The following is a 24,873-nucleotide window of genomic DNA, read 5'->3' on the forward strand; positions in this document are numbered from 1 at the left end:
GCTCGACAATCCAAAGACAATTGAGAGGCTAGGACTTTTGTCCCAGCCTCCTTTTTTTGTGATAGACTTAGCAATTCTAGAGAAACTCTCATTATTCGGATTTGGATAGAAAATTCAGAAAATTTACTATTTTTCCTTGAAATATTTTCTAAAAATGGTATGATAGTAGCATGCTAATTTGATATACAAAGTACTGGAAAGGAGAGACATGGAGAAAATTACCTTAGAAACTGCAAAAACCGGTTCAGAGCTCGTTCTTGAAACCCTGCGTGATTTGGGCATTGACACGATTTTTGGTTATCCTGGTGGAGCAGTTTTGCCTTTATACGATGCCATCTATAGCTTTGAGGGTATCCAGCATATCTTGGGTCGTCATGAACAAGGATGCTTGCATGAGGCTGAAGGCTACGCTAAATCAACTGGAAAGCTGGGTGTCGCAGTCGTCACTAGTGGACCGGGGGCGACCAATGCCATTACAGGGATTGCGGATGCCATGAGCGATAGTGTTCCCTTACTGGTCTTCACTGGTCAAGTCAATCGTGCTGGGATCGGGAAAGACGCCTTCCAAGAAGCGGATATTGTGGGAATTACCATGCCCATTACCAAGTACAACTATCAAGTACGTGAGACGGCAGATATTCCGCGAATTATCACAGAAGCTGTCCATATTGCGACGACTGGCCGTCCTGGTCCGGTGGTGATTGACTTACCGAAAGACGTCTCTGCTTTAGAGACAGATTTTATCTATGAACCAAGTGTGAAGCTTCCAAGCTACCAGCCTACCATTGAACCCAATGAATTGCAGATCAAAAAGATTTTGAAGCAATTGAGTAAGGCTAAAAAACCAGTTCTTCTTGCTGGTGGTGGAGTAAGTTACGCTGGAGCTGCAAAAGAGTTGATTGCTCTAGCAGAGCGCTATCAGATTCCAGTAGTGACCAGTCTGTTAGGTCAAGGAACGATTGCGACCAGTCATCCTCTTTTCCTAGGGATGGGAGGGATGCATGGATCCTTCGCGGCCAATATCGCTATGACAGAGACGGATTTCATGATCAGTGTTGGTTGTCGATTTGACGACCGTTTGACAGGGAATCCAAAGACTTTCGCTAAAAATGCTAAGGTTGCCCATATCGACATTGATCCTGCAGAGATTGGTAAGATCATTGCTGTCGACATTCCTGTGGTTGGCGATGCAAAGAAAGCCTTGCAACAATTGCTAGCAGAGCCAACGGTTCATAACAACACAGAAAAATGGATCGAAAAGGTGACCCAAGATAAGAACCGGGTTCGTTCATACGACAAGAAAGAACGGGTTGTGCAACCACAAGCTGTGATCGAACGCATCGGAGAGTTGACCAAGGGGGACGCTATTGTCGTCACAGACGTTGGACAACACCAAATGTGGGCAGCTCAATACTATCCTTACCAAAATGAGCGCCAATTGGTAACATCTGGTGGTCTAGGAACGATGGGATTCGGTGTTCCTGCAGCTATCGGAGCGAAAATTGCCAATCCAGATAAAGAAGTTGTTCTCTTTGTCGGAGATGGTGGTTTCCAAATGACCAACCAAGAATTGGCGATCTTAAATATTTATAAGGTTCCGATCAAGGTCGTTATGCTCAATAACCACTCGCTTGGGATGGTCCGTCAATGGCAAGAAGCCTTCTATGATGGTCGGACGTCAGAGTCAGTCTTTGATAGCCTTCCGGATTTCCAATTGATGGCGCAAGCTTACGGGATCAAGAATTATAAATTTGATAATCCTGAAACTCTTGAGAAGGATTTGGAAGTCATCACAGAAGATGTACCAATGTTCATCGAAGTAGACATTTCTCGGAAAGAGCATGTCTTGCCGATGGTACCAGCTGGTAAGAGTAATCATGAGATGTTGGGGGTGAAGTTTAATGCGTAGAATGTTAACAGCCAAACTTCAAAACCGATCAGGTGTTCTGAACCGCTTTACTGGAGTCTTGTCGAGACGTCAAGTCAATATCGAAAGTATCTCTGTTGGCGCAACAGAAAACCCTAATGTATCGCGGATTACCATTATCATTGATGTTGCTTCGCATGATGAAGTAGAGCAAATCATCAAACAGCTCAACCGCCAAGTGGATGTGATCCGTGTCCGGGATATCACTGATAAACCACACTTGGAGCGCGAAGTGATCCTGGTGAAAGTTTCTGCACCTGCTGAGAAGCGGGCGGAAATCTTGGCCATTATTCAACCTTTCCGTGCGACCGTGGTCGATGTAGCCCCAAGCTCTATCACCGTTCAAATGACGGGAAATGCAGAAAAGAGCGAAGCCCTCATTCGTGTTATTCGACCTTATGGGATTAAAAACATTGCCCGCACCGGTGCAACCGGATTTACTCGAGATTAATTCTCACCTTAACATTGTCAACTCCGCCTTAAAAAGGCAAATAATAAAATAGAAAAGAGATTTTACTTATGGCAGTTCAAATGGAATACGAAAAAGATGTAAAAGTAGTAGCACTTGACGGTAAAAAAATCGCCGTTATCGGTTATGGCTCACAAGGTCATGCCCACGCACAAAACTTGCGTGACTCAGGTCATGATGTCATCATCGGTGTACGTCCAGGTAAATCATTCGATAAAGCAAAAGAAGATGGATTTGAAGCTTACCCAGTTGCAGAAGCAACTAAATTGGCTGATATCATCATGATCTTGGCACCAGACGAAATCCAAAAAGATATCTACAAAGATGAAATCGCTCCAAACTTGAGCGCTGGTAAAGCTCTTGGTTTTGCCCATGGTTTCAATATCCACTTTGGTTACATCAAAGCTCCTGAAGACGTAGATGTCTTCATGGTGGCACCAAAAGGACCAGGTCACTTGGTACGTCGTACGTACACTGAAGGATTTGGTGTACCAGCACTTTACGCTGTCTACCAAGATGCTACTGGTAACGCGAAAGACATCGCAATGGACTGGGCAAAAGGTGTTGGTTCAGCACGTGTTGGTCTCCTTTCAACAACCTTCAAAGAAGAAACAGAAGAAGATTTGTTTGGTGAACAAGCCGTTCTTATGGGTGGTTTGACAAGCTTGATCGAAGCTGGATTTGAAGTTTTGACAGAAGCTGGTTATGCACCTGAATTGGCTTACTTCGAAGTACTTCATGAAATGAAATTGATCGTTGACTTGATCTACGAAGGTGGCTTCAAGAAAATGCGTCAATCATGTTCAAATACTGCAGAATTTGGTGATTTCGTAACTGGTCCACGTGTTATCGGTCCAGAAGTAAAAGAAAACATGAAAGCTGCCCTTGCTGATATCCAATCAGGTAAATTTGCACGTGAATTCGTTGAAGACCACGATGCTGGTTTCCCACGTTTGAAAGCCTTCCGCAAACAAGCTGAAGAACTTGAAATTGAAAAAGTTGGTGCTGAATTGCGTAAAGCAATGCCATTCGTTGGTCAAAACGACGATGACGCCTTCAAAATCTACAACTAATTGTCTGTAGAAGACTAAGCAAGTTGGGACACCCTAGCTTGCTTTTTTGATCAATACACAGCAACAGAGGTATGAAATGATAACAGCAAAAGATGTGGCTAAGGCCCATAAAATATTAAGTGGAGTCGTTGTCAATACGCCCCTTGAATACGACCACTATTTATCTGAAAAATATGGGGCAAAGATTTATTTGAAAAAAGAAAACGCCCAACGTGTTCGTTCGTTCAAGATTCGTGGAGCGTATTTTGCAATTTCTCAACTCTCTAAAGAAGAGCGTGAGCGTGGGGTGGTGTGTGCTTCTGCGGGAAACCATGCGCAAGGAGTTGCTTATACTTGTAATGAAATGAAGATTCCAGCAACCATCTTCATGCCGATTACAACACCGCAACAAAAGATCGGCCAAGTCCGCTTCTTTGGTGGGGACTATGTAACGATTAAGTTGGTGGGGGATACCTTTGATGCATCAGCTAAGGCGGCCCAAGAATTTACTCTCGCAGAAAAACGGACCTTTATTGACCCGTTTGATGATCCACACGTACAGGCTGGCCAAGGAACAGTGGCCTATGAAATTCTTGAGGAAGCTCGAAAAGAATCGATTACCTTTGATGCTGTCCTTGTTCCTGTTGGTGGAGGAGGCCTCATTTCAGGTGTTTCTACCTACATCAAAGAAACAGAGCCTCGGATTGAGGTCATTGGGGTAGAGGCTGAAGGAGCGCGCTCCATGAAGGCTGCTTTTGAAGCAGGTGGTCCCGTCAAATTACCAGAAATCGATAAGTTTGCAGACGGGATTGCTGTGCAAAAGGTGGGACAATTGACTTATGAAGTGACCCGTCAACATGTGGAAACCCTGGTTGGGGTCGATGAAGGCTTGATTTCAGAGACCTTGATTGATCTTTATTCTAAACAAGGGATCGTAGCTGAACCAGCGGGAGCTGCCAGTGTGGCTTCCCTAGAAGTTTTGCGCGAATACATCAAGGGAAAAACGATCTGTTGTATTATCTCAGGTGGGAATAATGATATTAACCGCATGCCTGAAATGGAAGAACGTGCCTTGATCTACGATGGAGTGAAACACTACTTTATCGTAAACTTCCCACAACGTCCAGGGGCCCTTCGCGAGTTTGTAAATGATATCTTAGGGCCAAATGATGATATCACACGTTTTGAATACATCAAGCGCGCTAGTAAGGGAACAGGCCCTGTCTTGATTGGGGTTACTTTAGCCAATAAACATGACTATGCAGGCTTGGTCAACCGTATCGAGCGTTTTGATCCGTCTTTCATTAACTTGAACGGCAATGAAACACTCTATAATATGCTCGTCTGAGTATCATACAGAAATAATCGACCATTTAAGCAATATATTTTTAAGGAATATATTGCTTTTTTATCAATACTTGTGATATGATATGCGTAAATTAAAAGGAGGAACTTTTTATGCCTGGATTTATTATCTTTGTTTTATTCTTGTTACTGGTTGCAGGATTCATTATGATTAGCTCACTATATGTGGTCAAGCAACAATCCGTTGCCATCATCGAGCGCTTCGGACGTTATCAAAAAATTAGCGATAGTGGCATTCATATGCGAGCGCCTTTTGGTATCGATAAAATTGCAGCACGAGTTCAATTGCGCGTCTTGCAGAGTGAGATCGTGGTTGAAACAAAAACTCAGGATAACGTATTCGTTACCATGAATGTGGCGACGCAATACCGAGTGAACGAAAGCAACGTAAAGGATGCCTACTACAAGTTGATGCGTCCAGAATCACAGATTAAATCATACATTGAAGATGCTTTGCGTTCTTCTGTTCCCAAGTTGACCTTGGATGAATTATTTGAGAAAAAAGATGAAATCGCCCTTGAAGTTCAAAAACAAGTGGCAGAAGAAATGTCAACTTATGGATATATTATTGTAAAAACCTTGATCACCAAAGTTGAGCCAGATGCCGAAGTGAAACAATCCATGAACGAGATTAATGCGGCGCAAAGAAAACGCGTGGCAGCTCAGGAATTGGCAGAAGCAGACAAGATCAAGATCGTTACTGCTGCCGAAGCTGAGGCGGAAAAAGACCGCTTGCACGGGGTCGGTATTGCCGAGCAACGGAAGGCTATTGTCGATGGATTGGCAGACTCTATTAAAGAGTTAAAAGGAGCCAATGTAGACTTGACCGAAGAGCAAATTATGTCTATTCTGTTAACCAATCAGTACTTAGATACCTTAAATAATTTTGCAGATAAGGAAGGGAATAATACGATTTTCCTACCAGCTAACCCAGATGGCGTTGAAAACATTCGTACACAAATATTATCAGCCTTGAAAGCAAAGTAAACTATTTCTCATTTTTTAAAAAAGGTTCGTATTTTCAGCGATTTTAGTTGACAAAATGTGCAAAACAATTTATATTAGTATTGGAAATAATAATATAGGAGAAAGATCATGGCTAAATCGAACTTTGAAAAAGTAGAATCAGTTGTTGGATGGGTACGCGATAAGAAAATTACGGGATATCGTATCAGTAAGGAAACAAATGCCCGTGAAATGTCTATCATTGCCTTGGCTCAAGGACGTGCAAAAGTGAAGAACATCTCGTTCGAAACGGCACTTGGATTGATTGATTTTTATGATAAAAATCATCAAAAATTCGAAGATTAATTTGTTGTTCCAATTGAAAACCAGAGAGTTTGCTCTCTGGTTTTTTTCGATGCCTCAAAAGCAGAAGCGATACAAAAAACAGCTTGCTTCCATACTGGTAAGCAAACTGTTTCAAGAGATTAATGTAAGAAGCGTTGAAGGAATTCCTTGGTCCGTTCTTCTTTTGGATTGCTAAAGATTTCTTTTGGATCTCCTTGCTCAGCGATGACACCCTTGTCCATGAAGATGACCCGGCTAGAGACATCGCGGGCAAATTCCATTTCGTGGGTGACGACAATCATGGTGAGTCCTTCTTTTGCCAGATCCTGCATGATTTTCAAGACTTCCCCAACCATTTCTGGGTCTAGGGCAGAAGTTGGTTCATCGAAGAGAATGGCATCAGGATCCATAGAAAGGGCGCGTGCGATGGCGACCCGCTGCTTTTGACCACCTGAAAGTTGTTTCGGACGGGCAGCCCAATATTGAGAACCCATACCGACTTTTTCAAGGTTTTCTTTGGCAACTTTCTCTGCAGTTTTACGATCGCGCTTGAGGACGGTTGTTTGTGCAACGATCGTATTTTCCAAGACGTTTAAATTTTCGAAGAGATTAAAGCTTTGGAAAACCATTCCTAATTTCTCGCGGTAGTGGGTAAGATCATACTCAGGATCAAGAACATTTTGCCCACGATAGAGAATCTCTCCAGCTGTGGGAGTCTCTAGAAGATTGATGGAGCGAAGGAAGGTTGATTTTCCGCTACCAGAGCTCCCGATGATGGAGATCACCTCTCCTTTTTCAACGGTGAGCGAAATATCTTTCAAGACTTCATTTTGACCGTAAGATTTTTTTAAATGTTGGATTTCAAGAATTTTTTCTGCCATTATTTCACCTCTTTGACTTGCATTTGATTTGCACCTGTAGTATAAGTATCAGAATCTAAGCGACGTTCGATGTAGCGAAGGATTCGTGTGATAGTAAAGGTGAGAACGAAGTAAATCACAGCGATGATCGTAAAGGTTGGGAAGTATTGGTAGTTTTGAGTTGCGACCGTATTTCCTGTAAAGTACAGTTCAACTACAGAGATAACATTCAAAACAGATGTATCCTTGATGTTAATAACAAATTCATTCCCTGTTGCTGGCAAGATATTGCGAACAACCTGTGGAAGGACGACCTTGCGCATGGTTTGTCCATGGGTCATTCCTAGAGCAGTCGCTGCTTCAAACTGACCTGGATCCACTGCTAAGATCCCACCACGAACAATCTCACTCATATAAGCTCCGGTATTGATGGATACGATAAAGATGGCGGCCCAGGTACGATCCAAGGAAATGTTAAAGGCTTGGGCGGAACCGTAGAAAATGACCATGGATTGAACGATCATCGGAGTTCCACGGAAGATTTCAATGTAGACATTGAGGAACCAACCAAAGGCAGTTTGGCATCCAGCAAGGAATTTATTTTTAGCCTTCGGAGCTGTCCGGAAGACACCGATTAACAAACCGATAATCAACCCAGCGATAGTTCCAGTCATAGAGATTAAGAGGGTCATTCCAGTTCCCCGTAAGAACTGTGGGCCATTATCCTTTAAAATCTTCATCATTTGGCTAAAGAATGTCTGCTTATCATCACTAGCATCACTGGAAGCTGGTTGCTTCTTAATCATATCATCCATGAGTTTAACTTGGTCTTCAGACGAAATCTTAGCTAGTGCGGCATTGACTTGGTCAAGTCTAGTATCACCCTTCTTCATCCCGATAGCGATGGTCGCATCTTCTTCTCCAACTTCAAATCCTTTTTTGAATTGGATCATCTTAAATTTTGAATTAGCGGACTCAGCGGTTAGGGCTTCTGGTCGTTCGGAAACATAAGCATCGATGACGCCGGATTCAAGCGCTTGACGCATTTGAGCAAAGTCTCCCATGGCGGTTTCTTGTTTTGCCCCTTTGAGTTGAGAAATGAGCGAGTAGAGGTAGACCCCTTGTTGAGAGGTAACCTTTGCATCTTTAAAGTCATCTAGACTAGTAGCATTCGCATAGTTTCCGTCTCTGCGGACCAGCATGACTGGCTCGCTGGTATAGTAGCTATTAGAGAAGGCGACCTCTTTTTTACGTTCAGCAGTGGGACTCATCCCGGCGATAATCATATCGATTTTACCAGATGTGAGTGCTGGAATTAAACCGTTCCAAGATGTTTTCACGATCAAAGGTTTTTTACCTAAATCCTCAGCAACTTTTTTGGCGATTTGGACATCGTACCCATTAGCATATTGGTTGGTACCATCAATCTTCACGGCTCCATTTGAATCATCTTCCTGGGTCCAGTTAAAGGGAGCGTAGGCCGCTTCCATTCCGATTCGTAAATAGTCATCTGCATGAGCAACCTGTGTGATGCCTAGGCAAATGAAAAGCCCTGTTAAGAGCGCGAATAATGTTTTTTTCATTTTTTCTCCTCTTCCTTATTTTAACTCTTCCTATTGTACGGTAAAATAGGTTGCATTTCAAGCATGCTCCTCTTTTTATTTAAAAAATGCTATAATAATACAAAGGAGCGTGATCAAATGAAAAAGTATTTGTATGTTTTTTTCGCCTTTCTGGCCTGCCTTTTTGTCAGTCAGAATGTCCATGCATCTAGTCCATCTTATGATGTATTGTACTATGGTGGAACCTTGACCTTGGACACCTGGGACGACGCCACCTATGAGGAGGAGTTGGTCTATTATTTCAAAGATTCTTATAGAGGGCAGTATGTTAGCCTAGGAACTGCGGGGAACATGCCACAAGGCTTTGCAATTGAGATGCCGCCAAAGGTTGAGGTGGAAGGCCGTGATCTTCAAAGAGAACCCGAGATTACGAATCTAGGTGATGGCTACCGAGTGAAAATTTATAACAGTGGAGTGGCGACAGATACAGTCAAAATTAAAGTCACATGGAAATTAAAAAATCTTCTTTATTCACACAAGGATATCTTGCAGTTGAACTGGAAACCAATTACTGATGGTGATCAGAAGGTGGATGAAGTTCAATTTCGTGTCATTCCTAAGTTCGCACCAGCCAATGCCCAATCGGAACTGTATATCCATACAGCCTTTATGGGACCAGATGTGACTGTAAAAAAAGAAGATGGAATCTATTCTGCTACTTTCTATAACTTAGGCAAGGGAAAAGCGGTGGAGTTGTATGGATACTGGTTGAAGTCAGACTTATCTACTTTGTATGATTCTGGTCGAAATACAGGTTTGACCAAATTGGATGAATTTCATAAGAACCAAGCCAAAATTGAACAAGAAAAATACTGGACACGCATGTTTTGGAAATGGATCTTGCCAGCCTTAATTATTGCACTCTGGCTTCTTTCTCTCTTGGGTCGCAATCGGTTCAAAAAAATGATTTGGCCTGGTGTTACCTATCCGACCGATACTCGTCTTTATGAGATTCCACAGGACATTGCACCTCTGATTATGAGTTCGGTTGTTTATTCAGCTGAACTAGATGAGGCTTCCCCTACCAATAAAGAGAAGGCGACTCCTCCGGTATTTACATTTGAAAAAATGCTTCAAGCCACTTTGCTGGATTTGATGGATCGTGGAGTGATTGTCTACGAGCAACAAGGAAATGAAGTCGTTTTGACCAGGAAGTCTCATGGACATGTGGATGATTTTGAACGCTCTTTTATGAATATGGCTTTTGGGGATCAGGTTTCCTGTACCGTTAAAGATCTCTTTAAGAATTATGAATTTAGTGATGACGTATACAAACATGCCAAAAAAGCAGATCAAGATGCCATTCGTTCGTTAGGAAGTAGGGCTCAGGGTCGCTTTGATACGGCTGTCAACCAGGTAGCCAGAGATGTTCATCGCAAGGTGGAAGATCTCCATTTGCCAAGCTACTATCGCCCTTTAGAGGCAAATGAAGAAGCGCAAGCTAGACGAAGTCTCTTCTTTGGTTGGGCTGCTTGGTTTATCGCCCTTGGAGCAGAAATCTTTGCCATCTTTGTTCTGGGGTGGTTCTCTGTTCCTTGTTTGATAGGGATCCTCATACTTTGGTTTATGCCAGTGCGCTTCAATGGTGTCTTTAAAGCCTGCCTACGAGATGGGGTTGTCAATCTTGCGGGTGCTGAGCAACGCTATTACTGGGATAGTTTTGGTCGGATGTTAAAAGAGATTGCTCACCTCAACGATGCAGAGTTGCAGTCTCTTGTCCTATGGAACCGCTTATTGGTCTATGCGGCCTTGTATGGTGTAGCCGATCAGGTCACAAAGGTCATGAAACTTCGGAATATTCAGTTAGAAAATCAAGCCTTAAACGCCTTCGTTTACACCCCATTCTATCATGATGTGACCCACTCAAGTCATGCCATGTCTACTTATGGATCGACAGCATCGACAGCTAGTCATTTCACAGTTTCTTCTGGTAGTGGAGGAGGCTTCTCTGGCGGAGGAGGCGGAGGAGGCTTTGGTGCCTTCTAAGCAGTACTAAGAATGGTCTTAGTCTCTCTTTCCCTTCTAGTTTGGAAGGCCTGGTCCAGTCCATAGATTTATGATATAATAGAGCAAATGTAAGTTTAGGAGAAAAAGATGTTTCTGATCGAATTAATCAAGGCGATCCTTTTTGGGATTGTCGAGGGGATTACAGAATGGCTACCGATCTCAAGTACAGGTCACTTGATTCTACTACAGGATTTTGTGCAGTTTAAAAACCAAGATCCAGCCTTTATGGAGATGTTCAATGTTGTGATCCAATTGGGTGCGATCCTAGCGGTTGTGGTAATTTATTTTGATAAATTATACCCCTTCAAACCTGGTAAATCTCCACTAGAAGTACGTCGGACCTGGCAATTATGGGCAAAAGTTGCAGTTGCAACCCTCCCTCTTGTCTTTGTTTTTAAATTAGATGATTGGTTTGAGGCGCATTTCCACAATTCGATTTCCGTTGCAATTATGTTGATCACCTACGGGATTGCCTTTATCTATTTGGAAAGACGGGAACAAGTCGAACCTGCAGTGACGGAATTGCATAAGCTACCTTATCAAACAGCTCTTTATATCGGACTTTTCCAAGTCTTATCGCTATTTCCAGGTACAAGCCGTTCAGGCGCTACGATTGTAGGGGGCTTGATCAATGGTGTTAGCCGTCCAGTGGTGACAGAGTTTACCTTTTATCTGGGTATCCCGGCTATGTTTGGGGCTAGCCTCTTAAAGGTTGGGAAATTCGCTCTTGGCGGGCATTCACTTGCACTAGGGCAACTCTTTATTCTACTGGTAGCGATGGGAGTTGCCTTCGTAGTCAGCATGTACGCCATCCGCTTCTTGACAGATTATGTGAAAAATCATGATTTCACCGTCTTTGGGAAATACCGGATTGTTCTTGGTTCCATCTTGTTATTGTATGGCCTCTTCCGTGTTATTTTCTAAGAGAACGGTTGAACTCGATCAAATTGTTTATTGAGGTTGGAGACTTTTGTCCCGACCTCTTTTCTATGCATCCTTTTTTTGAATTCTATCCATTTTTTTAGTATAATAGTAAGACTAGAAGTATGAGGTTATGCTATGAAGATGAAGCAAATTAGTGATTCAACAATTAAGATCACGATCCAACTAGAAGACTTAGAAGAACGCGGAATGGAAATTGCTGATTTCCTTGTCCCACAAGAAAAAACAGAAGAATTTTTCTATGCCATCTTGGATGAGCTCGAAATGCCAGAAAGCTTCCTGGATAGCGGGATGCTGAGCTTTCGTGTGACACCAAAACCAGATAAATTGGATGTTTTTGTTACCAAATCAAAAATTGATCAACAATTGGATTTTGAGGATTTGTCAGATCTTCCTGATATGGAAGAATTGTCGCGCATGACGCCAGATGAATTTATCAAAACCTTGGAAAAAACGATCTCTGATAAGACAAAAGGGGATGCAGAAGCTATTCACCATTTGGAACAAGAGGAGTTACGTGACAATCAAGAACAAGATCCTACATCTGAAGCACCAGTAAGTCAGTATATTTATTACATTTTGCGTTTTTCAAATATCCAGCAAGCAGTTGCCTTTTCAAAAATGGTCAGTTTTCCAGTGGATACCTCTGAATTATACAAAATGGGATCCGATTATTATTTAACCGTCTTGATCGATACAGAGGATCAACCAACTCAATATCCGACCTGGTTACTGGCCATCATTCGGGAGTATGCAGATGATTCAGAAGTGACACGAGCCGTTCTGCAGGAACACGGCCACTTATTGATGGTGTCTGGTGCGATTGAGAATTTGAAGAAAGTTGCTAGCTTATGATGTCCTTTTCCTTGCAATTTGTTCTGGTGCTGATTGGGACTTTTATGATTGCCTTGGTATTGACGCCCTTGGTTCGCTTATTCTCCTTTAAGATTGATGCAGTGGATTATCCGAATGCGCGTCGGATCAATACCAAGCCCATGCCAAGCGCGGGTGGACTGTCTATTGTGATCGCTTTTTCAATTGCGACTCTCGTCTTTATTCCTATGCTGACATCCACCACTGCCCCAATCAAAAGTTACCTATCCTATACCTTGCCGGTCGTAGGAGCGGGATGGATTATTGCTCTCACAGGCTTGATTGATGATGTAAAAGAGTTGTCAGCCAAGAAAAAGATAATCGGTATCCTGCTTGCAGCGAGTCTAGTCTGGTTTTTGACAGATTTTCGGCTGAATGATTTCAAGATTCCATTTGGTGGTCCCTTACTTCATTTTGAACCGTGGCTTTCCTATCTTTTGACAGTGATTTGGATTGTTGCCATTACCAATGCAGTCAATCTGATTGATGGATTGGATGGCTTGGTGAGTGGGGTCTCTATTATTTCCCTAGTGACAATGGGGATTGTGTCCTATTTCTTTCTACCAGTACCCAACCTCTTTCTGACCATGACCATTTTTGTCTTGGTTGCGTCCATTGCTGGTTTCTTTCCCTTTAACTACCATCCGGCCATTCTCTATTTGGGAGATACCGGTGCTCTGTTTATCGGTTTTATGATTTCTGTCTTGTCCCTGCAAGGTTTGAAAAATGCAACAGCAGTTGCAGTAGTCACCCCTATGATTATCCTTGGAGTGCCGATTACAGATACCTTTTTGGCGATTATCCGTCGGACCCTTTCTGGTCAAAAATTTTACAAGCCGGATCGCAATCATTTGCATCATCGTCTGCTCTCTTTGGGGTTAACCCATCGAGGAACCGTATTGGTAATCTATGGAATTTCGATGATCTTTTCGATGATCTCTTTGCTGCTTAATATCTCTACTCGCATTGGGGGCGTCTTACTTGTGATCGGGCTCTTGTTTGGAGTAGAGCTGTTAGCAGAATTGATTGGGGTTCTGGGGCCAAGTCATAGTCCTTTGTTAAATGTTCTGCGCTATATAGGGAATTCTTCCTACCGGGAGGAAGTTCGTCAAAAACGAAAAGAAAAAACTAAATAAGAATAGTTCTAATCAAAAGAAAAGCCATTTAGGCTTTTTTTTGATATACTTGAAAGGTAAAAAAATACTTTGTGATGAAGGAATCTTTGCTTTGAGAACCTTCCATACTTCAAAGTAAAAAGAAAGGGAATGCAATGTCGACATTAGAAATCAAAGACCTTCACGTTGAAATTGAAGGCAAAGAAATTTTAAAAGGTGTAAACCTAACCCTAAAAACTGGTGAGATCGCAGCGATTATGGGACCAAATGGTACAGGTAAATCGACTCTGTCAGCAGCGATTATGGGAAATCCAAATTATGAAGTGACCAAAGGGGAGGTTCTGTTTGACGGTGTCAACATCTTGGAATTGGAAGTAGACGAACGGGCACGGATGGGCTTGTTCCTTGCTATGCAATACCCTTCAGAAATCCCAGGAATTACCAATGCAGAATTTTTACGTGCAGCCATGAATGCTGGTAAAGAAGAGGACGAGAAGATTTCCATTCGTGACTTCATTAACAAATTGGATGAAAAGATGGAATTGCTCAACATGAAAGAAGAGATGGCAGAACGCTACCTCAATGAAGGATTCTCTGGTGGTGAGAAAAAACGGAATGAAATCCTTCAATTATTGATGTTGGAGCCAACATTTGCTCTTTTGGATGAAATTGATTCTGGTTTGGATATTGATGCTCTTAAGGTCGTATCTAAAGGGGTTAATGCGATGCGGGGTGAAGGTTTTGGAGCAATGATCATCACCCACTACCAACGTTTGTTGAACTATATTACTCCTGACGTAGTTCATGTGATGATGGAAGGTCGTGTCGTGCTTTCAGGTGGACCAGAATTGGCTGCACGCTTGGAACGGGAAGGATACGCCCAACTTGCAGAAGAACTCGGTTACGACTATAAAGAAGAACTATAACCTGATGACTAGTGATCTAATGTTGTCATAAAATCAAACAGATAGTATCTTTATTAGGAGAAAAAAATGAGTATTGAAAATATTACCCTCTTTTCGGAACTGCATGCTGAACCAAGTTGGCTGCAAGATTTACGAAAACAAGCTTTTGACAAGATCGATCAGTTGGAATTACCAGCGATTGAACGCGTCAAATTCCACCGTTGGAATCTTGGGGACGGGACGATCACAGAAAGCGAGGCTTCTGCCAATGTTCCAGATTTTACAGCCCTTGATTCAAATTTAAAATTAGTCCAAGTTGGAACTCAGACTGTTTTTGAACAGGTGCCACAAGCCTTGGCAGACCAAGGGGTCCTCTTCACAGATTTCCATTCTGCCTTAGATGAAATTCCGCAGGTGGTGGAAGACTACTTTATGTCTTCTGTCAAATACGATGATGACAAACTAGCAGCTTACCACACAGCATATTTTAATAGTGGGGCTGTCCTCTATATTCCAGATAACGTCGAAATTTCAGAACCAATCGAAGGCATTTTCTATCAGGATAGTGATAGTGATGTACCTTTTAACAAACACATTTTGATTATCGCTGGTAAAAACAGTAAGTTCAGCTATTTGGAACGCTTGGAATCAAAAGGTGATGGCACAGCAAAAGCAACTGCTAATGTGACGGTTGAAGTGATCGCCCGCTCAGGTGCTCAAGTGAAATTTGCGGCGATTGACCGCCTGGGTGAAAATGTCACAGCCTACATCAGTCGCCGTGGGAAACTAGGACAGGATGCCAGCATTGATTGGGCCATCGGTGTCATGAATGAAGGCAATGTTGTTGCAGATTTTGACAGTGACTTGGTTGGAAATGGAAGTCACGCTGATTTGAAGGTCGTCGCCTTATCAAGTGGTCGTCAGGTGCAAGGAATTGACACCCGCGTGACCAACTTTGGTTGTAACTCAATCGGAAATATCCTGCAACACGGTGTCATTCTTGAAAAAGGAACCTTGACCTTCAATGGAATCGGTCATATTATCAAGGGGGCTAAAGGAGCAGATGCTCAGCAAGAAAGCCGTGTCTTGATGTTATCGGATCAAGCGCGTTCAGATGCCAACCCAATCCTCTTGATTGATGAAAATGACGTCACAGCAGGCCATGCTGCATCGATCGGTCAAGTGGACCCAGAAGATATGTATTACCTCATGAGTCGTGGTCTGGATCAACACACAGCGGAACGCTTAGTGGTGCGTGGTTTCTTGGGATCTGTGATTGTTGAAATCCCAGTTAAAGAAGTACGTGATGAAATGATTGCCACCATTGAAGAAAAGTTATCTCAACGCTAAGGAGAAACAATGCTAGATAAAAATACGATTGCTCAAGATTTTCCCATTCTCGATCAACTAGTTCACGATGAGCCTTTGGTTTATCTAGATAATGCAGCGACGACGCAAAAACCTAAACGTGTTCTTGAAGCAGTTAATCACTATTACTTGCAAGATAACGCCAATGTTCACCGTGGAGTCCATACTTTGGCTGAACGAGCGACAGCAGCCTATGAAGCAGCGCGTGAGAAAGTCAGAAAATTTATCAATGCTTCATCAACCAAGGAAGTGCTCTTTACAAGAGGGACAACGACCGGACTCAACTGGGTAGCCCGCTACGCAGAAGAAGTCCTAAAGGAAGGGGATGAAGTCCTGATTTCCATCATGGAACATCACTCCAACATCATTCCTTGGCAGCAAGCCTGCAAGAAGACAGGAGCAAAACTGGTCTATGTCTATCTAAAAGATGGCTTACTGGATATGCAGGACTTAAAGAGCAAGCTTAGTGAGAAGACAAAATTTGTCTCTATCACCCATGCTTCGAATGTCTTAGGGGTGATCAATCCGATCAAGGAAATTGCTCGATTAGCTCATGAAGTTGGAGCGTTCATGGTCGTAGATGGGGCTCAATCAACCCCTCATATGGCCATTGATGTACAAGACTTAGATGCGGATTTCTTTGCTTTTTCTGGCCATAAGATGGCTGCACCAACAGGGATTGGTGTCCTCTATGGGAAGGAAGCAATCTTAGAGCAAATGTCTCCGATCGAGTTTGGGGGCGAGATGATTGACTTTGTTTACGAACAATCTGCCTCTTGGAAGGAATTGCCTTGGAAATTTGAAGCTGGAACACCCAATATGGCTGGTGCAATTGGTCTTGGTGCAGCAATCGATTACTTAGAAGAGCTGGGTATGGACCAAGTAGAAGCGCATGAGCAAGAATTGATTGCCTATGTGTTTCCAAAATTACAGGCTATCGAAGACTTGACCATCTATGGTTCCCAAGACTTAGCCCAACGTTCTGGCGTCATTTCCTTCAATCTAGGAGATCTCCATCCGCACGACTTAGCAACAGCACTAGATTATGAAGGGATTGCTGTTCGTGCAGGTCACCACTGTGCACAACCGCTCCTTCAATACCTACAAGTCCCAGCGGCAACGAGAGCAAGTTTTTATATCTACAACACCAAAGCGGACTGTGATAAATTAATTGAGGCATTGATCAAAGCAAAGGAGTTTTTCAATGGCACTTTCTAAATTAGATTCGCTGTACATGGCGGTCGTAGCCGATCATTCAAAACACCCCCATCACCAAGGGCAGATTGAAGATGTTGATCAGATCCAACTCAACAATCCAACTTGTGGAGATGTGATCCAGTTAAGTGTGAAATTTGATGAGAATGACAGGGTGGAAGATATTGCCTTTGTGAATTCAGGTTGTACGATCTCAACGGCTTCAGCTAGTATGATGACAGATGCTGTAATGGGAAAAACAAAAGAGGAAGTTGAAGAGTTGGCACAGGTCTTTTCAGAAATGGTCCAAGGCCAATCAGATCCTCGGCAAGAGGAGTTAGGGGACGCGGCATTCTTATCTGGAGTCTCAAAATTTCCACAACGGATTAAATGTGCGACCCTCTCCTGGAATGCTCTTAAAAAAGCGATCGAACGTAGCAAATAGTTAAAAGAAGAAACAGAGAAAGAAAGGAAATTATGGCTGAAGAAAGAGTCGAACCGAAACCAATTGATCTCGGTGAATATAAATTTGGATTTCACGATGATGTTCAACCCATTCTCTCTACCGGGAAGGGATTGAATGAAGCGGTTATTCGTGAATTGTCTGCAGCAAAAAATGAACCAGAATGGATGCTCGAATTCCGTTTGAAATCTTTTGAAACCTTCAAAAAGATGCCCATGCAAACCTGGGGAGCCGATCTATCAGAGATTGACTTTGATGATTTGATCTATTATCAAAAACCTTCGGATAAACCTGCCCGTTCATGGGACGAAGTTCCAGAGAAAATCAAGGAAACCTTTGAGCGTATCGGGATTCCTGAAGCAGAACGTGCTTACTTAGCAGGGGCTTCTGCTCAGTATGAATCAGAAGTGGTTTACCACAATATGAAAGAAGAGTTTGAAAAGTTGGGGATTATCTTTACCGATACGGATTCTGCCCTAAAAGAATACCCAGAACTATTCAAACAGTATTTTGCGAAGTTAGTGCCACCAACGGATAACAAATTGGCTGCTCTCAATTCAGCAGTCTGGTCCGGTGGAACCTTCATTTATGTACCAAAAGGCGTAAAAGTAGACGTCCCTCTTCAAACTTACTTCCGTATCAACAATGAAAATACAGGTCAGTTTGAGCGTACCTTGATTATCGTAGATGAGGGAGCAAGTGTTCACTATGTAGAAGGCTGTACAGCACCGACCTATTCAAGCAATAGCCTCCATGCAGCGATTGTTGAGATCTTTGCCTTAGATGGTGCTTATATGCGTTACACGACCATCCAAAATTGGTCTGACAATGTCTACAACTTGGTCACCAAGCGGGCCAAAGCTCAAAAAGATGCCACAGTTGAGTGGATCGACGGGAACTTAGGAGCGAAGACAACCATGAAGTACCCATCTGTTTATCTAGATGGAGAAGGAGCGCGTGGGACCATGTTGTCCATTGCCTTTGCGAATGCAGGTCAACACCAAGATACAGGTGCTAAGATGATCCACAATGCCCCTCACACTAGTTCGTCTATCGTATCCAAATCCATCGCGAAGGGTGGTGGAAAGGTAGACTACCGTGGACAAGTTACCTTTAACAAAAATTCCAAGAAATCAGTTTCTCACATCGAGTGTGACACCATTATCATGGATGATTTATCTGCATCAGATACGATTCCATTTAATGAAATCCACAACTCACAAGTTGCTTTGGAGCACGAAGCTAAGGTTTCAAAAATCTCAGAAGAACAACTTTATTATTTGATGAGTCGTGGTCTGTCTGAATCAGAAGCGACAGAAATGATTGTCATGGGATTTGTAGAGCCCTTTACAAAAGAACTTCCAATGGAATATGCTGTTGAGTTAAACCGACTCATTAGCTATGAAATGGAAGGATCTGTAGGATAATCCGTTTTAATAGCAAAAAAATCACAATGGACCTGACTCCATTGTGATTTTTTTCTTATAATTTTTCGTTGACATAACGAACGAATTCATTCCACCAAACCTTTAAGAAAAAGCTTTTCTCAATGGTTCTTCCTGCTACCATATCGACCGTAGGCTCTTGATCTTCTAAGTAGCCACGTCCGATTTTATCTGGATCAGTGTAGTGTAATTTTCCAAGATTAGTACCTGATTTGACAGGTGCTAGGAATGATTCTTGGTCACTCTTGAATTGAATTTTTGGTTCCGCTTGACTGCCTTGCTTTTCGACGATATAGAAGTCTTTTTTTGCAACAGCTAAAACAGTCTCTGACTTCCCATCTATGATAGTTGCCTTACTTTTTCCGTAGGGATCTCCTTCTTTAACGACAATGGAAGAAACAAAGGTCCGTACCACGTAGTTCATCAGAGAAGAAGTAGCCACAAAACGTGCATACGGATCACCGTCAACTGCCTCCACTCCTAGGACAACAGTGATCATATGGATGCCATTTTGCGTCGTTGATGCAGCAAAGGTGATGCCACCTTTGGTAGAGTTGCTGACCCGTAGGCCATCAACTCCAGAACGGTAATTCGGCATGCCTTCTAGCATCAGATTGGGGTTTTCAATCTGCGTGTTTGAAAAAAGAGCAGTGGGTTTTGAAGTATATTTGGTCACTTCAGGAAAATCCTGAAGTAAGTGCTTGGCAATAACAGCAATATCATAAGCACTCAATTGATTTTCGTCTCCTTTCCCGTCAGGATCTCCGCTAATGGTTTGAGTATTTAATCCGGTAGCATTAATTAAATGAGGAGATTGAATGCCCCATTCAGAAAGTTTTTGCTTCATTTTTTCAACGAAGCTTTTTTCGGAGCCCCCCACTTTCTCAGCTAAGGCCAAGGCAGCAGTACTAGAATTTCCAACTAAAAGAGCAGTCAATAACTGTTCAACCGTATATTGGTTCGCTTCCATAGGAAGAGTACCAGCACCTTCGATATCATTTAAAGCCAGAGCTTTCTCAGACAATTTGATAGGATCTTTTAGAGAAAGTTTTTTTTCATGAATAGCTTCGAAAATCAGATAAGTGGTCAAGAGTGTAGATAGACCCCCCACATCTCGCTTTTTCTCTGAATCCTTTTCATATAAAATTTTACCTGTATCAGCTTCAACAGCAATAGCACTTTGAGCAGGAAGATCCAGATCATCTGCTAGAACGACTTGATAAGGTAAACTGCATAACAGCAGCATGAAGGTTAAAAAAGAAAGAAAGAATTTTTTCACAGTTGTTTCCTCGTTGCTTAGTCCTCTCTATTGTATCATACAAATGATCAATGGAAAATCGTAAAATCATCAATTAGGCTAAAAAGTCAATCATAACAAGGTTTTTGGATGGGGTTGAAGCAAATATTCAGAAAATTTAGTTTACTTTTTTTTCTACTTGTGATATAATCTTAAACAAATCTAAAAAAACTATTGGAGAATTCCTATGAAAAAAGGTAAAGTATTCGCAGTTGCCGGAGTAACACTCCTTGCAGCTGGATTGTTGGCTGCATGTTCTGGTTCAAATACTAGTAAAGCAAGCTCAGGTGAAGACAAAAACTATGGTTATGTCTACACAGATGATCCTCAAACTTTGGACTACACTGTATCTTCTAAAGCTGCTACACATGATATCACTACAAATGTCGTAGATGGTTTGATGGCAAATGACAAGTATGGAAATCTTGTGCCATCACTTGCAGAAGATTGGTCTGTTTCAAAAGATGGTTTGACTTATACCTACAAGATTCGTAAAGGGGTTAAATGGTACGATGCAGATGGTGAAGAACATGGTGAAGTGACTGCCAAAGACTTCGTAACTGGTTTGAAACACGCTGCTGATAAAAAATCTGAAACCCTTTCACTTGTTCAAGGTTCTGTCAAAGGCTTGGATGATTATGTACAAGGAAAAACTACAGACTTTAGCCAAGTTGGTGTCAAAGCTGTTGACGATTACACACTTCAATATACATTGAATAAACCTGAAACCTTCTGGAACTCTAAAACAACAAACGGAATCTTGTTCCCAATTAGCACAGAGTTCTTGAAGAGTAAGGGAGATGATTTTGGTCAACCAAACGATGTGAAATCAATCCTTGCAAACGGACCATTCCTTCTTAAATCTATTACGTCAAAATCATCTGTTGTATTTGAAAAGAATGACAACTACTGGGATAAGAAAAACGTTCACCTTAAAGAAGTGAAACTTACCTACTACGATGGATCAGATCAAGATTCATTGGCGCGTGGCTTCTCTGATGGAGCTTATACAGTTGCTCGTCTTTTCCCAGCAAGCTCAAACTTTGCTACAGTAGAGAAAAAATATAAAGACAACATTTACAACACACCGGCTGGTTCAGGTGTAGCAGTCCTTGGTTTCAACATTGATCGTCAATCTTACAAACACACAGCTAAGAAATCAGATGCTGAAAAATCTTCTACTAAGAAAGCAATCTTAAACAAAGATTTCCGTCAAGCTATCACCTTTGCCTTGAATCGTGAAAACTATTCAGCGCAAGTAAATAGTAAAGCATTTGCTAAACCAGCTATCCGTAATACCTATACAGCTCCTGCTTTTGTACAAGTTAATGGGAAAGACTTTGGAGATGTGGTTGCAGATAAGTTGACTACTTATGGAGACCAATGGAAAGGTGTCAACCTTGCAGATGGTCAAGACGGTCTTTACAACAAAGACAAAGCAAAAGCACAACTTGAAAAAGCAAAAGCTGAACTTCAAAAAGATGGCGTTCAATTCCCAATTCATATTGACGTACCAGTAGCACAAAACTCTACAAACTTTGTTTCACGGATGCAATCATTGAAACAAACAGTGGAAGATACTCTTGGTAAAGACAATGTCGTTCTTGACCTTCAAATGATGGACCAAGACGAAGTGTTGAACATCACATTGAATGTTCCATCAGCTGCAGATGCAGATTGGGATCTTCAAGGATTGGTCGGATGGAACCCAGACTACGATGATCCATCAACTTACCTTGATACTCTTCAACCATCATCAGAAGACCAAACAAAAGTTTACCTTGGTTTTGCAGGTGGTGTAGATAATGCTTCAGCCAAAGCAGTTGGCTTGGATGAGTATGCGAAACTTCTTGCAGATGCTAATAGCGAATCACTTGATGTAGCTAAACGTTACGAAAAATATGCTACTGCTCAAGCTTGGTTGAGTGATAGTGCCTTGGTAATCCCAACAATGTCAAGCACAGGCGCAGCAACAGTTGTTTCTAAAGTGGTTCCATTCTCTGGCCCATCAGCTCAAACAGGTAACAAAGGATCTGCTTACTTCAAATATGTAGAAGTTCAAGATGAACCTGTTACTAAGAAACAATACGAACAAGCACGTGAAAAATGGCAAAAAGAAAAAGCTGAGTCAAACAAAAAAGCTCAACAAGATCTTGAAAAACACGTTAAATAATTAAATTATTGCTTTTCATTAGAACTTTCTCTTCTAGGGGAGAAAGTTCTTTTGGACATTAAAGGAATGAAATATGAAAAAATATGTTTTTATGCGTATTTTGCGTTCGTTAGTGTCGATCTTTCTCGTCACGACATTAACCTACATGATTATCTATACGCTAACACCGAGAAATCTCATCTTTAAAAATGACCCCAACTACAATAAAGTAGCGAAGACAAAAGATTCGAAGATCAACTACGAAAATACTGTCTACGATCGCATGGGTTATTTGGAATACATGGATTCAAAGAGCTTGCAACAAAAAGCAAGTAAAGAAGATTCTTCTGTAACAGTTGATGCGACAACTGCCAATGAAAAGATCTATAAGGAATACATTAACAAATTAGGTCATGGTTGGCAGTTGAAACGTTTCCCAGAAAGTAAGTCTTTCTATGCGGTGCGTGAAATTCCAGTTTTTGAACGTGTCGTCAGCTTCTATGCGAATTTGATTCAGTTTGATCATCCAGGTTGGGTGAAAGATGCTTCAAATCCAAACCTCAAACGCTATATCCGTATTGAAAATGATCCGTCTATTGGTTGGTCAGTTGTAGGTTCTGGTACGAAACACAAATACCTCTTGTACTTTAATGGTCAATTCCCATATGTACACCAAAACTTTGTGACCTTAAACCTTGGAAATTCATATCCAACTTATTCAAATACCCCTGTTCTTCAAGTTATTACACAAGGACAAGGAACAACTAAGAAGAGTGAAGTGAACTTCCCAACAGGTAAAAAGACATCTTCAATCGATATCTACTCACGTACCTACAAATCACCAAGTAAGGCAGACTCACAAGATATCAGTCGATTTGGTAAAGGGGACGCTTATACAGCAACGTTGAGCAACTATGAGAATCCATCCATGATTGCATCTTCTTCAATCATTGGTTTGATCGGTATTGCAATTTCTTATTTGATTGCGATCCCATTAGGATCTTACATGGCTCTGTTCAAGAACTCATGGTTTGATAGCATCTCAACAGCTGCTTTGACATTTATGATGTCTCTTCCAACCATTGCTTCGGTCTACATTGTCCGTTTAGCAGGTTCATTCTTTGGGCTTCCAGACTCATTCCCAGTTCTTGGAGCACAGGACTGGCGTTCATATGTATTGCCGTCTCTGATTCTTGGTTTATTGAGTGCACCATTTAACGCCGTTTGGATTCGTCGTTACATGATCGATATCCATTCACAAGATTTCGTCCGTTTTGCTCGTTCAAAAGGATTGTCAGAACGTGAGATTTCAAAAAAACACATCTTCAAAAATGCGATGGTTCCATTGGTATCTGGTATTCCGACATCTATTATTGGAGTTATCTCAGGTGCGACGCTGACTGAAACAGTCTTCGCTTTCCCAGGTATGGGTAAAATGTTGATTGACTCTATTAAAGCATCAAACAACACCATGGTTATCGGACTTGTCTTCATCTTCACATCGCTTGGTATCTTTGCTGCCATGTTAGGTGATATCTTGATGACAGTGCTTGATCCACGGATTAAATTAACGAATACGAAAGGAGGCAAATAATGGCTACAATCGATAAAAATAAATTTCAGTTTGTAAAACGCGATGACTTTGCCTCTGAAGTAATCGATGCTCCAGCGTATTCATACTGGAAATCTGTATTCAGACAATTCTTTAAAAAAAGAACCACGATCATTATGCTTGCTGTTTTGATTGGGATTCTCTTGATGAGTTTTATCTACCCGATGTTTTCAAATTTTGATTACAACGATGTAAGTAAGGTAAATGACTTTTCAGCACGTTTGAATCCACCAAGTGCCAAAGCTTTCTTTGGTACAGATAACAACGGTAAATCCCTCTTTGATGGAGTTTGGTTTGGTGCTCGAAATTCGATTATCATTTCCTTTATCGCAACTGTTATTAACGTGGTGGTCGGAGTCATCGTTGGTGGAATTTGGGGAATCTCAAAATCCATCGACCGTATCATGATGGAAGTTTATAACGTTATTTCAAATATTCCATTTATGTTGATCGTTATCGTCTTGACTTACTCAATGGGATCTGGTTTCTGGAATTTGATTCTTGCCATGTCCTTAACAGGATGGATCGGAATTGCCTACATGATTCGTGTTCAAATCATGCGTTACCGTGATTTGGAGTACAACTTGGCCAGTCGAACATTAGGAACACCAACGTTGAAAATTGTTACGAAAAATATTTTACCTCAATTGGTATCTGTAATCGTGACCCAGACATCACAAATGTTACCAAGTTTTATTTCTTACGAAGCTTTCCTTTCCTTCTTCGGACTTGGTCTTCCAATCACAGTTCCAAGTTTGGGACGGTTGATTTCTGACTATTCTCAAAACGTAACTACAAATGCCTACCTATTCTGGATTCCACTTACTGTTTTGATTTTAGTATCCTTGTCATTCTTTATCGTCGGACAAAACTTGGCCGATGCCAGCGACCCACGTACACATAGATAGGAGGAGT

At 41.8% G+C, this 24,873-nt stretch carries 21 protein-coding genes; 18 read left to right on the forward strand and 3 right to left on the reverse strand.

Features of this window, described 5'->3' with window-relative positions:
• The first annotated feature begins 208 nt into the window (after positions 1-208).
• From ADG03_RS04185 to ADG03_RS04210, 6 genes are all read left to right on the forward strand, one after another.
• Positions 209-1,909 (forward strand): acetolactate synthase large subunit, encoded by a 1,701-nt coding sequence (locus tag ADG03_RS04185; RefSeq protein ID WP_003004603.1) that lies wholly within the window; start codon positions 209-211, stop codon positions 1,907-1,909.
• Positions 1,902-2,378, forward strand: a complete 477-nt coding sequence (gene ilvN, locus ADG03_RS04190; protein ID WP_003010242.1) for an acetolactate synthase small subunit — start codon at positions 1,902-1,904, stop codon at positions 2,376-2,378. Before ADG03_RS04185 ends, ilvN begins: the two co-directional genes overlap by 8 nt.
• 68 nt (positions 2,379-2,446) lie before the next feature.
• Positions 2,447-3,469, forward strand: a complete 1,023-nt coding sequence (gene ilvC, locus ADG03_RS04195) for a ketol-acid reductoisomerase (RefSeq protein WP_049473273.1) — start codon at positions 2,447-2,449, stop codon at positions 3,467-3,469.
• A 76-nt stretch (positions 3,470-3,545) separates the two neighbouring features.
• A complete protein-coding gene (ilvA, locus tag ADG03_RS04200) occupies positions 3,546-4,796 on the forward strand; it encodes a threonine ammonia-lyase IlvA (RefSeq protein ID WP_049473272.1) in 1,251 nt (416 codons plus the stop codon).
• 110 nt (positions 4,797-4,906) lie between these two features.
• Entirely contained in the window at positions 4,907-5,800 is an 894-nt protein-coding gene (locus ADG03_RS04205) for an SPFH domain-containing protein (RefSeq protein WP_049473271.1), read from the forward strand.
• 108 nt (positions 5,801-5,908) lie between these two features.
• Positions 5,909-6,124, forward strand: a complete 216-nt coding sequence (locus tag ADG03_RS04210; protein ID WP_003004771.1) for a capsule biosynthesis transcriptional regulator — start codon at positions 5,909-5,911, stop codon at positions 6,122-6,124.
• A 119-nt stretch (positions 6,125-6,243) separates the two neighbouring features.
• On the opposite strand, the gene ADG03_RS04215 is transcribed toward ADG03_RS04210, so the two are convergent.
• Positions 6,244-6,984: an amino acid ABC transporter ATP-binding protein gene (locus ADG03_RS04215; protein ID WP_049473270.1), complete on the reverse strand. Its 741-nt coding sequence runs from the start codon at positions 6,982-6,984 to the stop codon at positions 6,244-6,246.
• On the reverse strand, positions 6,984-8,546 hold the full coding sequence (locus ADG03_RS04220) for an ABC transporter substrate-binding protein/permease (protein ID WP_049473269.1): 1,563 nt from the start codon (positions 8,544-8,546) through the stop codon (positions 6,984-6,986). The genes ADG03_RS04215 and ADG03_RS04220 overlap by 1 nt, the downstream gene beginning before the upstream one ends.
• A gap of 117 nt (positions 8,547-8,663) precedes the next feature.
• On the opposite strand from ADG03_RS04220, the gene ADG03_RS04225 reads away from it, so the two are divergent.
• The 9 genes from ADG03_RS04225 to sufB all read left to right on the forward strand — a co-directional run bounded on the left by ADG03_RS04225 (position 8,664) and on the right by sufB (position 18,879).
• Positions 8,664-10,571, forward strand: coding sequence for a DUF2207 domain-containing protein (locus tag ADG03_RS04225; protein WP_049473268.1), 1,908 nt, complete (start codon positions 8,664-8,666; stop codon positions 10,569-10,571).
• Positions 10,572-10,679: 108 nt separating this feature from the next.
• Positions 10,680-11,516, forward strand: coding sequence for an undecaprenyl-diphosphate phosphatase (locus ADG03_RS04230; protein ID WP_049473267.1), 837 nt, complete (start codon positions 10,680-10,682; stop codon positions 11,514-11,516).
• A gap of 135 nt (positions 11,517-11,651) precedes the next feature.
• Complete coding sequence (gene mecA / locus ADG03_RS04235; RefSeq protein WP_049473266.1) at positions 11,652-12,389, forward strand: adaptor protein MecA; 738 nt, start codon at positions 11,652-11,654, stop codon at positions 12,387-12,389.
• Entirely contained in the window at positions 12,386-13,543 is a 1,158-nt protein-coding gene (locus tag ADG03_RS04240; protein ID WP_049473265.1) for a glycosyltransferase family 4 protein, read from the forward strand. The genes mecA and ADG03_RS04240 overlap by 4 nt, the downstream gene beginning before the upstream one ends.
• Positions 13,544-13,677: 134 nt before the next feature.
• Positions 13,678-14,448: a Fe-S cluster assembly ATPase SufC gene (gene sufC, locus ADG03_RS04245; protein WP_049473264.1), complete on the forward strand. Its 771-nt coding sequence runs from the start codon at positions 13,678-13,680 to the stop codon at positions 14,446-14,448.
• 66 nt (positions 14,449-14,514) lie between these two features.
• Positions 14,515-15,777: a Fe-S cluster assembly protein SufD gene (gene sufD, locus ADG03_RS04250; protein WP_014712953.1), complete on the forward strand. Its 1,263-nt coding sequence runs from the start codon at positions 14,515-14,517 to the stop codon at positions 15,775-15,777.
• Positions 15,778-15,786: 9 nt separating this feature from the next.
• Positions 15,787-17,013 (forward strand): cysteine desulfurase, encoded by a 1,227-nt coding sequence (locus tag ADG03_RS04255; protein WP_049473263.1) that lies wholly within the window; start codon positions 15,787-15,789, stop codon positions 17,011-17,013.
• Positions 17,000-17,434, forward strand: a complete 435-nt coding sequence (sufU, locus tag ADG03_RS04260) for a Fe-S cluster assembly sulfur transfer protein SufU (protein ID WP_003010276.1) — start codon at positions 17,000-17,002, stop codon at positions 17,432-17,434. Before ADG03_RS04255 ends, sufU begins: the two co-directional genes overlap by 14 nt.
• 32 nt (positions 17,435-17,466) lie before the next feature.
• The gene (gene sufB / locus ADG03_RS04265) at positions 17,467-18,879 is read left to right on the forward strand and encodes a Fe-S cluster assembly protein SufB (RefSeq protein WP_049473262.1); all 1,413 of its coding nucleotides are present in this window, start codon (positions 17,467-17,469) and stop codon (positions 18,877-18,879) included.
• A 55-nt stretch (positions 18,880-18,934) separates the two neighbouring features.
• Here sufB and ADG03_RS04270 read toward each other — a convergent pair whose 3' ends face one another.
• The gene (locus ADG03_RS04270; protein WP_049473261.1) at positions 18,935-20,176 is read right to left on the reverse strand and encodes a serine hydrolase; all 1,242 of its coding nucleotides are present in this window, start codon (positions 20,174-20,176) and stop codon (positions 18,935-18,937) included.
• A gap of 205 nt (positions 20,177-20,381) precedes the next feature.
• On the opposite strand from ADG03_RS04270, the gene ADG03_RS04275 reads away from it, so the two are divergent.
• The 3 genes from ADG03_RS04275 (at position 20,382) to oppC (ending at position 24,866) form a co-directional block, all read left to right on the forward strand.
• Positions 20,382-22,367, forward strand: coding sequence for a peptide ABC transporter substrate-binding protein (locus tag ADG03_RS04275; protein ID WP_049473260.1), 1,986 nt, complete (start codon positions 20,382-20,384; stop codon positions 22,365-22,367).
• Positions 22,368-22,440: 73 nt separating this feature from the next.
• The gene (locus ADG03_RS04280) at positions 22,441-23,940 is read left to right on the forward strand and encodes an ABC transporter permease (RefSeq protein WP_023919303.1); all 1,500 of its coding nucleotides are present in this window, start codon (positions 22,441-22,443) and stop codon (positions 23,938-23,940) included.
• A complete protein-coding gene (gene oppC, locus ADG03_RS04285) occupies positions 23,940-24,866 on the forward strand; it encodes an oligopeptide ABC transporter permease OppC (RefSeq protein ID WP_023919302.1) in 927 nt (308 codons plus the stop codon). The genes ADG03_RS04280 and oppC overlap by 1 nt, the downstream gene beginning before the upstream one ends.
• Positions 24,867-24,873: the final 7 nt, after the last annotated feature.

It is taken from the genome of Streptococcus parasanguinis (assembly GCF_001069785.1).
GTDB lineage: Bacteria > Bacillota > Bacilli > Lactobacillales > Streptococcaceae > Streptococcus > Streptococcus parasanguinis_T.